Source organism: Nocardia vulneris (assembly GCF_001613425.1).
Lineage (GTDB): Bacteria > Actinomycetota > Actinomycetes > Mycobacteriales > Mycobacteriaceae > Nocardia > Nocardia vulneris.
Genome location: NZ_BDCI01000017.1, coordinates 246,714 through 257,860, shown reverse-complemented (window position 1 = coordinate 257,860; position 11,147 = coordinate 246,714). Strand labels below are relative to the sequence as shown.

Here is an 11,147-nt window from a genome sequence, read left to right as displayed (position 1 = left end):
CACCGCTGTGCGGGTGCGGCGGTACGAGACCGGCAGCGGCCTCGTCGAGTACGGCACGGTTGATCCTCGAGTGCCGCGGCGGATCGTTCGACCTCGCAGTACCCGGCACGACGAGGAGAAACGATGCGGCTCGCGGTGTTCCTGACCCCACGACACGCCCTTCGCCTCGCTCCCGCCGCCGAACGACTCGGGCTCGAGTACGCGCTCGCACCCGAAGGGTTTCGCGGTGACGGCGTGAGCGTGCTCGGCGCCGCCGCCGCGGTCACCTCGCGGCTCACCCTCGCCTCCGGGCTGCTCCAGGCGCCCGCCCGCAGCCCGGTGCTGACCGCGTTGACCGCGCTGACCCTCGACGAACTGTCCGGCGGGCGGTTCGAACTCGGGCTCGGCGTATCGGCCGCGGAGGTGGCGCGTGGCTGGTACGGGGCGGACATCCGCCGGCCTTTGGCCTGGCTGCGCGAATACGTGGAAGTGGTGCGCTGCGCGCTGTCCGGCGCACCGGTGCGCTACTCGGGTGCGCATTGGCGGCTGCCACCGGACGATCCGGACGGCACCGCGGCCGTCGCGCAGCTGCGCGCCTTCGAACCACGCCCCGACCTGCCCATACTTCTGGGCGGTGTCGGCCCGCGCGCGCTCGAGCTGGCCGGTGCGATCGCCGACGGCTGGATCGGCGCGTTCTGCGCACCCGAACGCGTCTCGTGGGCGCTCGACCACATCCGGATCGGCCGATCCCAGGCCGGCGTGAGCCTCGACGGCTTCCGGGTGCTGCCCTCGATCCCCATCGGCGTCGGACCCGATGCCGAATCCGCCGCGGTCGCGTTGCGGCCCTACTACGCGAATTTCCTTGCGCTCGGGCGTGGTACGGGCGTCTACGCGGGCGTGGCGACCGACATGGGTTACGGCGAGCAGGTCCAGCGGGTCCATCAGCTGGTGGCGGCCGGTGACCGGACCGGTGCCGCAGCGGCGGTACCGCTGGACCTGATCCGGCGCACCGCACTGCTCGGCGACGCGCACAGCATCGGCGCGCGAATGTCGGAGTACGCGGCGGCCGGGGTGACCACCCTCGGCTTGACCGTGCTCGCCGCCGATCTCGACGACCAGCTCGACGTACTGCGCACCGCCGCACAGGCACTGGATCTCGCACCGGGGGTCAGCCGGTGACCCGAACGAATCGCGCGTTGTTGATCGGTGCTTCGACCGAACCGCCCGCCGACTGGCCCCGCACTCTCCCCGCGGCGCTCGACCGAGCGGCGCAGGACCTCGGCCGGGGCATCACCTACGTCGACGACGAAGGGCTGGAACGGTTTCAGAACTATCGGCATCTGCGTCGCGCGGCCGGGACGCTGGGCGAATATCTGGCGGAGCAGCTGCCGCCCGGGACGCCGGTCTTGATCGCCGCCGTCGACGCCCGGGTGCAGCTGACCGCGTTCTGGGGTTGCGTGCTCGCGGGCGCGGTGCCGGTCCCGGTGGGGCGGACAGGCGCGCTGGGTACGGTGAGCGCGGTCGGCGAACGGATTCGCGCGGCACACGAATTGCTCGGTCAGCCAGTGGTTCTCGTGGACGACCCGGTGGCCGCCGTTCCGGTCGATTTTCAGATCACCGTCGGCGCGGATGGTACGGCGAGACCGCTCGGCGGTCGGCCTGCGGACCGGCCCGCCGCACCACCGATGGCAGCCGGCATCGCCCTCGGACTGTTGACCTCCGGCAGCACGGGACGGCCCAAATGCGTGCTGCTGACTCACGCCGCCCTGGCCCACCGTGCTTGGGCGGCAGCCGAATACAACGATCTGCGCGCCTCGGACGTGGCCTTGAACTGGATGCCCCTCGATCATGTCGGCGGCATCGTGATGTGGGCGACGCAGGCGGTCTTCCTCGGCTGCTCACTCGTGCAGGTGGACACCGCGCGGGTGCTCGCCGATCCGCTTGCGTGGCTGGACCTGCTCGAAGCGCACCGGGCCGGCACCACCTGGGCGCCGAATTTCGGTTTCGCGCTGGTCTGTTCGGCGCTGCGGCGCGCGCCGCAGCGGCGGTGGCGGCTGCACCGGCTGCGGCATGTGCTCGACGGTGGCGAGGCGGTGGTGGCGGCGGTCGCCGACGAGTTCATCGAACTGCTTGCGCCGCACGGGCTTTCCCGTGCCGTGTTCCGGCCCGCGTGGGGCATGTCGGAAACCGGTTCCGGCGTGGTCTATTCGCGACCGTCCCTGGATGATCCGGGTATCCCGGCGGTGCGGGTGCGGATGACGGCCGACGAACGCGTGCGGCACGAGGCACCGGGTGCGGCCGGGGCGCTGGAGCTGGCGGTGACCGGTGCGCCGGTGCCGGGCGTGCGGATTCGGGTGGTGCGGCCCGATGGTTCGGTCTGCGACGAAGATCAACTCGGCGCGGTACAGGTGGCCGGTGCGACGCTGTTCACGGGCTACCTCGGCGCGGACGCGGCGCTGCGCGACGGCTGGTTCACCACCGGTGACCAAGGTTTCGTCACCGGTGGTGCACTGGTCGTGACGGGACGCGACGACGATGTGGTGGTCATCAACGGCGGCAATATCCCGTGCCAGGAGATCGAAGCGGTGGTAGCGCAGGTCGAGGGCGTGCTGGACGGCTACGCGGCGTTCACCGTGCTCGAACACCCGGACGGGCCGCCACGGCGGGCGGTGTTCGTGAGTGTGCGCCCCGATGCCGAGGTGGCGGATGCGATTCGGGAACGGGTCGCGCTGCGGTTCGGCTTCGCCGTCGACGAGGTCCGCGTCCTGTCGACCGCCGATTTTCCGCGGACGGCGACCGGCAAGATCCAGCGGGCACGCCTGCGTGCCGGGCACCGGGCGCTGCATCCGGAAACGACGGTGCGCCGCCGTGTCTCGCTCGTGCGCCGCCGAGATCCACTGGCCGCGAAGGTATCCGAGGTGTGGACCGATCTGCTCGGCGACCCGCCCCGCCCGGCCACCTCGTTCTTCGCCGCGGGCGGCACCTCGATGGCGGCGGTGCGGTGTGTGGCCACCCTCGGCGCACTGCTCGGCCGCCGCGTGCCGGTCGGATTGCTCTACGAGCACCCGACTTTCGCGGAATTCATCGCGGCGCTCGAGCCGCTGCCACGTCGTGCCGGGCCGGTGTCCGCGCTGGTCGAGCAGGGGAGCCCCGGATGAACGCGGCGGATCCGGCATTCCCGATGCGCCGGCCGAACCCGTTCGATCTCCCCGCCGAATATCGCGCCCTGCGCGAAGAATGTCCGGTCGGGCGGGCCACCCTGCGCGACGGCAGGCCGGTCCGGCTGGTGACCCGCTACGCCGACGTCCGGGCCGTGCTCACCGACCCCGGCCTCAGCGCCGATCGCTGCGCTCCCGGCTTCCCGTTCTTGACCGCCGAGTCGGAATACCTGCGCCGGATAAAGGTTTTCGTGGGCATGGACGGCGCGGAGCACGGTGCGCACCGGCGGATGTTCACCCCCGAGTTCAGCGCACGGAAGGTGGCCGCGCTACGTCCCTACATCCAGCGCTGCGTGGACGAACGCCTGGACCGATTGCTCGACGCAGGGCCGCCCGCGGATCTGGTCCGCACGATCGCGCTGCCGGTACCGGCCCTGGCCATCGGCCGCATTCTCGGTGTGCCCGAAGCGGATACCGCGTCGTTCGAGGAACTCACCGTGCGCGTGATCACGCACGGCGGCGCGGCGCCTTTCGAAGCGCTGGTCGACTACGTGAAGCACCTGGTACGCGGTAAACACGGATCGACCGCGGACGACCTGATCTCCCGCGTGCTACGCGAGCACGTCGCGCCGGGCCACCTGGAACTGCGCGCGCTGACCATCGTGCTCATCCTGATCCTGCTGGCCGGATACGAGACGACGGCGAACACCATCTCGGTCGGCCTGCTCGCGCTGCTGCGTCATCCGGACCAGTTGGCCGCGCTGCGGGCCGACCCGGCCGCGATGCCGGGCGCCATCGCGGAACTGCTGCGCTACACCTCGGTCGCCGAGTTGGCCACCTGCCGCGCCGCCACCCGGGATATCGAGGTCGCGGGCACCACCATCCCGGCTGGTACGGGCGTCATCCCCTTGGCCGCCGCCGCCAACCGGGATCCCACGGTGTTCCCGAATCCCGAGGCGCTCGACATCCACCGAGACGCGCAGCGACACTTGGCTTTCGGCTACGGCGCGCACGCCTGCATGGGCGCGGCGCTGGCCCAGCTCGAGCTGGACATCGTGTTCAGCACCGTACTGGCTCGTTTACCCGAACTACGACTGGCCGGTGAATTACCCGATACGGCAGTCAAATACGACGCGGTGCTGTTCGGCCTGCACGAGCTACCGGTCACTTGGTGACGAACCCGTCCAGTCCGCCCGCGAACGGCAGGTCGCGCCACTGGTCGATGAGTGGTTGCAGGAACTCCACCAGGGTTGGCCGGCTGCCGCCACGCCGAGGTCGCGATGTCCGTGGTGGGCGACAGCACCACCGGTCTTCAGTGCGTGCGGACTTCGGGGGCGGGGGCGGGTGCCGGGATGCGCTGCTGGACCTGGTCGACGATCTTGGAGAGGCGGGGGATGAAGGCGACCATGATGACGATGACCAGGACGACCATGATGATGGCGGCGCCGTTGGAGACCAGGAAGGAACGGTCCAGGTCGCTGGCGGGGGAGCTGTAGACGATGCCGATGCGCAGACCCGAATCGAGGAACATGGTGAGGCCGACGCCGAGGGTCATCAGCCGTTCCAGTTTGCGGAACCGCGGTTCCTCGTCCCACGCGCGGTGGTAGGCCTCGGTGCGGCGGGGTTCGCCGCCATTGGTCGCCATCGGCGTGGCGAGTAGATACATGACCGGTTTGCCGACCACACAGGTGAAGAGGAAGAAACCACCGGTGGTCAGCATGTAGAGCGCGGGCCGGATCGCGGCGATGCGCGGATCGTCGGTGACGAAGGCCAGCCCGAGCGAGACGACGAGCTCCACCAGCACCAGCGCGCCGATGACGTCCAGCGAGCGCCGCCGGATGCTGCCGACCGTGGTGGTGACGGCGACCACGATGCCGGGGATGGCCAGCGACCAGATCTCGCTGAAGCCGATCGCGCGCAGCACGAAATACAGCACGGTCGACACGATCACGTTGCCGAACAGCGGCAACAGCGCCTTGAACCGGCTCGTCTTCTTCGGCGTCGGTGCCGTCATCGAGGTCTCCTGATCGGTGGGGTCGGTGGCGATTTCAGGCTATTGGCCGCCCTCGGCGCGCTGTAGAGACGAAACCGCCGATTCGGCCAGGAGTTATCTCCTGTGCGGGCGGTCTCAGACCAGCCAGCGACCACCCGACATCAGGGTGCGGTCGCCGATCTCGGCCATCGATTGCCACGCCTGGATTCGGTCGGGCCGCAGCCGCAGACCGACGCTGCCGGGCACCCGCCGGCCCATCGGCAGCGTGTCCAGCAGAGCCCCGAGCTGCCCGGTGACCGACTGCGGATCGAAGAGGGTGGTGGTGCCGTCGATGAGCACCACGTCCCGGGTGTCGCCGAGCGCGGCCCTGGCCCGGCCCGCGTCGCGCAGGCTGCGCACGGTCCTGGTGCCGGGTTTCGTCACCATCAGCAGGTCGCCCTCGCCATAGGCGAAGGCCAGCGGCACCAGGTGCGGGAGCGATTCGGCCGCGGTCGCGAGCCACAGGTGTCCCGGTCCGGCAAGCAACTCCAGGACATGCTCTTTGCGGTCGGTCAGTGCGCGCGGGGCTGCTTGTCTCACCGTGTTCCCTTTCCGAGTGCCAGCAGGTCGGGCGCGATCTGCGCGGGGGTCGGCTGGGCCCGTAGCTCGGCGCGCAGCACCTGCGTCGCGGCGCGTTCGGGGCTGTCTCCGACGAGGCGGACCACCAGGTCGCGCACCACGGCACGATCGAAGTCGGCGACCGGCAGCACCGCTGCCGCGCCGGTCCCGCGCAACTGCTCGGCGGGCAGCATGTGATGGGGGAACTGCGGCAGCAACAGTTGCGGCACACCGGCATCGACCGCGGTGAGCATGGTGCCGAAACCGCCCTGATGGATCACCAGCGCACACGAGGGCATTAGTAGGTGCAGGGCGAGCCCGGACACGGCTCGCACATTGCTCGGCAGCGGGCCGAGGTGTTCGATCTCGGCGGGCCGCACCGTGACGACCACGTCCAGCTCGAGCCCGTCCAGTGCGGCGAGTACCTCGGGCAGCAGGAATTCCCCGCCCTGCGCGGTCACCGTGGTGCCCCAGGTCAGGCAGATGCGGGGCACGGTGGGCGGTTCGGCGAGCCAGGCCGGAATGGTCGCGGGCCCGTTGTACGGGATGTAGCGCACGGCGGTCGAGGTGGTGTCGGTCGCGATCTGCAGCGACGGCGGGCACGGATCGACGGTGTGACTGCCGAGCAGGTTCGGCAGCGCGATGCCGAGTTGCTCGGCCAGCGGCGCCACCAAGGCCGGGGTCGCGCCCCTGGCCCGGTAGGTCATGTCCACGCCGTGGATGTGCCGGATCGCGGGCACCCCGAGCAGCGCGGCGACCAGCGGTCCCGCGAAACTGGTCGGCTCGAAGAAGACCAGATCGGGTTGCCAGCGTTCGGCGAGGGCCACGGTGTCGTCCAGCATCAGCCGGGCACGCTCGGCGAAGACCGCGAAAACCTGTGTCATTCTGGCGTTTTCGTCGACGTTCCAGATATCGGCCACCGGCGGCGCGGCGGCGGCCGTGCGAGCCCGGATCGCGGAGTGGTCGACGTCGGCGCCGGCCGGGGTGAAGGGCAACCCGGCGTCGGTGACGATCCGTTGCAGCAGCGGCTGACTCGCCACCCGGACCTCCGCGCCCGCGGCCCGCAGCGCCGACAGCACCGGCACCAGCGGCATGAAATGCGACGGCCACGCCCAGTTCACACAGAGAACGCGCATCTCACCACTCCACCGGGATACCGAGAAAGCCCTCCAGCAGCGCGCCCTCTTGTCTGCGTAACTCGGTGGCGGGCACCGCGAGTCGCAGCGTCGGGAAGCGGGCGAGCAGCCGGCCGATCGCCGTGGTGAGTTCGGCGCGGGCGAGTCCGGCGCCGATACAGAAGTGCGGGCCCCGGCTCAATGTGAGGTGGTCGTTGTCGGTGCGGGTGATGTCGAAGCGTTCGGGGTGATCGAACACCGCGGGGTCGAAGTTTCCGGCGTCGACGGCGGGAATCACGCTGGTGCCCGCCGCGATGGTGTAGCCGTCCAGGTCGATGTCGGCGGTGGTGTAGCGCAGCATCGACACCGAGGAGCCGACGAGTTTCCAGCGCAACGCCTCCTCGACCGCGCGCGGCACCAGGCTCGGATCGTCGCGCACCAGCGCGAGCTGATCGGGGCGCGAAAGCAGCAGCGCCACCGTGCCGCCCAGCTGACTCGCGGTGGTCTCGTAGCCGACGAGCAGCAGCAGCCGGCACCACCAGTGCAGTTCGTAACCGGTGAGCGTGCCGTCGTCGGCGTCGTGCGCGGCGATCATATCGCTGACCAGATCGTCGCCGGGCGCAACACGTTTGGCTTCGATCAACGCCACGATGTACTCGTTCAGCTCGCGCATCGCCGCGCCGATCTCGGGACCGCTGAATTGGCTGACCGACAGGAAATGCTCGGTCCAGCCGCGGAAGCGCGCCTGGTCCTGCTCCGGTACGCCGAGCAGCCGGCACAGCACCCGGATCGGCAGCGGGAACGCCAGCGCCTGATTGAGATCGACCGGCCCGCCGTGGTTTTCCATCGCGTCGAGCAGTTCGTCGACCACCTCGGCGACGAACGGTTCCAGCGCCGCGACCCGGGCCGGACTGAATGCCTGCATGACCAGCCGGCGCACCCGGGTGTGCTCGGGCGGGTCGGGATCCATTTTCGAATCCTGGAACATGCTGTTGTGCTTGCTGATGCGCGCGGCGTCGGGCCGGTTCAGGTTGCGGCTCACCGCCGGATGCACGAGCAGCGCGCGGATGTCGGCGTGCCGGGTGACCAGCACCGCGTCGTCGCCGCTCGGCAGCCGGACCGGCACCATCGGGCAGCCGGACAGGCCGAACAGCTCGCGCGGCGGTTCCAGCGCGGCTGGCCGGGTGAACGGATAGGGGACGGGTTCTGCGGCGGTCATGCGCACCTTCCTGCTGTTCACCAGCGCACGGGAACCGTGCGGAAGCCCTGGAAGAAATGGTCGTCGACGCGGTCGAGGCGCTCGGGCGCGACCGCGAGTCGCAGCGTCGGGAAGCGTTCGATCAATGCGCCGATACCGATCTGCAGCTGGGCGCGTGCCAGCGGCGCGCCGGGGCAGAAGTGCCGCCCGACGCTGAACGTGAGCTGCTGCGCGTCGCGCCGGGTGAGGTCGATCCGCCCTGGGTCGGCGAACACCGCCGGATCGTGATTGGCGCATTCGAGCGCGGGAATGATGCTGGTGCCCTGCGGAATAACACGATCGTCGACGGTGACGTCCTCGGTGACGTAGCGCAGCATGGACAGCGAGGTGCCGACCACCTGGCAGCGCAGCAGTTCCTCCACCGCACCGGTGATCAACGCCGGATCCGCTCGCAGCAGCGCCAATTGGTCGCGATGGTGCAGCAGCAGCACGACACCGCCCGCGAGCTGGTTCGCCGTCGTCTCGTAGCCGGCGAGCAGCAGCAGAGTCGACCAGAAGTGTAGTTCGTCGGGGGTGAGGCGGCCGTCCTCGGCGTCGGTCACCGCGATGAGGGCGCTGATCAGATCCGAATCGGGTTGCCGCCGTTTGCGTTCGATGAGTTCGCGGATGTAGTCCCACGGCGGATTGCTGGTGTCGCCGAAATGATGACGGTCCTGCGCGGGGACGCCGAGCAGCTCGCAGATCACCTGGATCGACAGCGGAAACGCGAAGGCGGTATTCAGATCCACCGGCTCCGCCGCGCCACCGGCCGCCATCCGGTCGAGCAACTCCGCGACGATGGCCGCGATCCGCGGGCGCAGGGTTTCGACTCGGGCGGCGGTGAATTCGCGCGCGATCAGCCGCCGCATCCGGGCATGCGCGGGCGGGGACATGTCGACCCGGCGCTGAAATACCTTCTGCGGCCGGGTGGTCATTTTCGCCACGCCGGACCGGTTGCGGTCCTTGCTGATTCGCGGGTCGGCGAGCAAGGCCCGGATGGTCTGGTAACGGGTGGCCAGCATCGCGTCGTCGCCGCTGGGCAGGGTGACCGTGCGGAACGGGTCGCGGTGTGCCTGCAGCAGCGCCTCCGGCTGGGCCGGGCCTGCGGGCCAGGCGAACGGGAACGGGCAGCCGCTCATCGCTGCGTCCGCGGTATCGGCCTGGCTTTGATCAACCAGTGCGGCGGTGCGGTGCGCACCGTGTCGACCAGCTCGAAATCGGCCTGCGCGAACAGGTCTCGCCACTCGGCGAGCTCGCGCTCCTTGCCGCCCAGGCTCACCGCCATGGCGATGTCCATCGCCTTGCTGAAATGCCATTCGCCGGCGCCGGGCACCACCGCCTCGATCACGTAGACCCGGGTGTCCGCGGTGCTGACCGCGCGGATGTTGCGCAGGATGCGGATCGAGTCGGCGTCGTTCCAATCGTGCAGGATCGCCTTGAGTAGGTACGCGTCCGCCCCGGCGGGCACGCTGTCGAAGAAATCGCCGACCACGCACTCGACCCGATCGCGCACCCCGAACTCGGTGAGCACGGAATCCGCGCCGCCGATGGCGGATTCGGTGTCGAAGAGCACGCCGCGCTGCTGCGGGTTGGCGGCGAGAATAGCCGAGAGCAGCCGGCCCTGCCCGCCGCCGATATCGGCGATCGTCCGGTACCGGCCGAAATCGTAGCTCGCGGCCACCTCCGGCGCCCGGTTGCTCACGCCGGTCATCGCGCGGTGGAAGACCTCCGCGTACTCGGGGCTGTCGGCCATGTACTCGAACCAGCCGCGCCCGCCGCGCAAGGCCGGGCCCGCGGGTTTGCCGGTGCGCAGGGTGTCGGCGGCGTAGGCGAAGCAGTTCCAGACGCTCTCCTCGCCGTAGAGGTAGGCCAGGTAGCGCAGCGAACCATCCACGTCCGAGCGCAGCAGCGCGCCGGTCTCGGTGAGTCCGAACGACCGGTCCGCGTGCTCGCTGAACAGGCCGACGCCGGCGGCGGTGCGCAGGAAGCGGTAGAGCATGTCCGGGTCGGTGCCGGTGGCCGTGGCCAGCTCGGACACCGGGCGGGGCCCCTCGGTGAGGTGATCGGCGAGGCCGATCCGCGCCAGCGTGCAGATGGTCGCGGAGACCATCTTCCCGGCCAGCAATCCGAGCAGCTGCTGCTGCGCCTGCCCACGCGCGGTGATCTCGGTCGACATGCGAGCGATCGTCGGTTCGCGCGCTCCACGATCACTGGTGCCGTCCTCGATCGCGCTGCGCACGGGGTGTCCTCGATCGCTCCCACAGTGCGCCTCGATCACGGGGTGCCAGAGTCCACGAATCTCATTGGGCCAGTTGAGCAACATGAGGAGAGGTCGAGATGTCGGAGCTCAGTCTGATCGTGGCGCGGATGCGACCGGGGGACAGCGAGCAGGTCGCCGAGTTGTTCGCGCGCTCGGACCAGACCGAACTCCCCGCCCTGGTGGGCGTGCGGCGGCGCACCCTGTTCACCTTCCACGACCTGTATTTCCATTTGATCGAGGCCGACGCGGCGGTGGCCGAGCGGGTCGCCGAGGTGCGGACCCATCCGCTGTTCCAGGAGATCAACGAGGGGCTGCTGCCCTTCATCCAGCCCTATTCACCGAGCTGGCGCAGCCCGGCCGATGCGATGGCCCGGTCCTTCTACCAGTGGACCCGGCCGTGACGCGGGTGGTGGCGGCGGCCGATATCGCGCCGAACGCCCGGCGCGGCGGCGACCTGCGGGTGCTGCTCAGCCCGCGCACGGTCGAGTCGACCTCCGGCTTTCTCGGGGTGCTGCGGCTCGCGCCGGGCGAGTTCGTCAGCGAGCACTATCACCCGTATTCGGAAGAGTTCCTCTATGTCGTCGCGGGTTCGCTGACCGTGCTGCTCGACGGCGCGCCGGTCGAGGTGGCCCAGGGCAGTGCGGTTTTCGTCCCGATCGGCGTCCGGCATCGGGTGCAGAACGACGGCTCGGCGCCGGCCGAGGCCGTGTTCCAGTTGGCGCCGCTGGCCCCGGAACCCGCACTCGGCCATGTCGATACCGAGCCGCTGCCGGATCCGGACGCCGCGCAGCCGAAAGTGTCCGGCTAG

Annotated in this window: 11 protein-coding genes; 5 read left to right on the top strand and 6 right to left on the bottom strand. The window is 70.0% G+C overall.

Annotation, left to right across the window (positions count from 1 at the left end; all coding sequences use genetic code 11):
• The first annotated feature begins 123 nt into the window (after nucleotides 1–123).
• Genes NVU01S_RS18930 through NVU01S_RS18920 form a run of 3 tightly spaced genes read left to right on the top strand, consistent with a single transcriptional unit; the run spans nucleotide 124 to nucleotide 4,312 of the window.
• Nucleotides 124–1,158: an LLM class flavin-dependent oxidoreductase gene (locus NVU01S_RS18930; protein WP_043666512.1), complete on the top strand. Its 1,035-nt coding sequence runs from the start codon at nucleotides 124–126 to the stop codon at nucleotides 1,156–1,158.
• Nucleotides 1,155–3,137, top strand: coding sequence for a non-ribosomal peptide synthetase (locus NVU01S_RS18925; RefSeq protein ID WP_052280322.1), 1,983 nt, complete (start codon nucleotides 1,155–1,157; stop codon nucleotides 3,135–3,137). The genes NVU01S_RS18930 and NVU01S_RS18925 overlap by 4 nt, the downstream gene beginning before the upstream one ends.
• Nucleotides 3,134–4,312, top strand: coding sequence for a cytochrome P450 (locus tag NVU01S_RS18920; protein ID WP_043666510.1), 1,179 nt, complete (start codon nucleotides 3,134–3,136; stop codon nucleotides 4,310–4,312). Before NVU01S_RS18925 ends, NVU01S_RS18920 begins: the two co-directional genes overlap by 4 nt.
• 137 nt (nucleotides 4,313–4,449) lie before the next feature.
• Here the strand turns inward: NVU01S_RS18920 and NVU01S_RS18915 are convergent, their stop codons facing one another.
• From NVU01S_RS18915 to NVU01S_RS18890, 6 genes are all read right to left on the bottom strand, one after another.
• Entirely contained in the window at nucleotides 4,450–5,151 is a 702-nt protein-coding gene (locus NVU01S_RS18915) for a VC0807 family protein (protein ID WP_043666509.1), read from the bottom strand.
• Between the two features lie 114 nt (nucleotides 5,152–5,265).
• Nucleotides 5,266–5,709 carry a pyridoxamine 5'-phosphate oxidase family protein gene (locus tag NVU01S_RS44240; protein ID WP_043666507.1) on the bottom strand — a complete coding sequence of 148 codons (444 nt, stop codon included), beginning with the start codon at nucleotides 5,707–5,709 and terminating at the stop codon, nucleotides 5,266–5,268.
• Nucleotides 5,706–6,863: a glycosyltransferase gene (locus NVU01S_RS18905; protein WP_043666505.1), complete on the bottom strand. Its 1,158-nt coding sequence runs from the start codon at nucleotides 6,861–6,863 to the stop codon at nucleotides 5,706–5,708. The genes NVU01S_RS44240 and NVU01S_RS18905 overlap by 4 nt, the downstream gene beginning before the upstream one ends.
• A gap of 1 nt (nucleotide 6,864) precedes the next feature.
• A complete protein-coding gene (locus tag NVU01S_RS18900) occupies nucleotides 6,865–8,061 on the bottom strand; it encodes a cytochrome P450 (RefSeq protein WP_043666770.1) in 1,197 nt (398 codons plus the stop codon).
• A 17-nt stretch (nucleotides 8,062–8,078) separates the two neighbouring features.
• Nucleotides 8,079–9,218, bottom strand: a complete 1,140-nt coding sequence (locus NVU01S_RS18895) for a cytochrome P450 (protein ID WP_043666503.1) — start codon at nucleotides 9,216–9,218, stop codon at nucleotides 8,079–8,081.
• On the bottom strand, nucleotides 9,215–10,255 hold the full coding sequence (locus NVU01S_RS18890) for a methyltransferase (protein WP_063775939.1): 1,041 nt from the start codon (nucleotides 10,253–10,255) through the stop codon (nucleotides 9,215–9,217). The genes NVU01S_RS18895 and NVU01S_RS18890 overlap by 4 nt, the downstream gene beginning before the upstream one ends.
• A gap of 161 nt (nucleotides 10,256–10,416) precedes the next feature.
• On the opposite strand from NVU01S_RS18890, the gene NVU01S_RS18885 reads away from it, so the two are divergent.
• Together NVU01S_RS18885 and NVU01S_RS18880 are read left to right on the top strand one after the other, a co-directional pair.
• The gene (locus NVU01S_RS18885; RefSeq protein ID WP_043666500.1) at nucleotides 10,417–10,740 is read left to right on the top strand and encodes a TcmI family type II polyketide cyclase; all 324 of its coding nucleotides are present in this window, start codon (nucleotides 10,417–10,419) and stop codon (nucleotides 10,738–10,740) included.
• Nucleotides 10,737–11,147 (top strand): cupin domain-containing protein, encoded by a 411-nt coding sequence (locus NVU01S_RS18880; RefSeq protein WP_202804938.1) that lies wholly within the window; start codon nucleotides 10,737–10,739, stop codon nucleotides 11,145–11,147. Before NVU01S_RS18885 ends, NVU01S_RS18880 begins: the two co-directional genes overlap by 4 nt.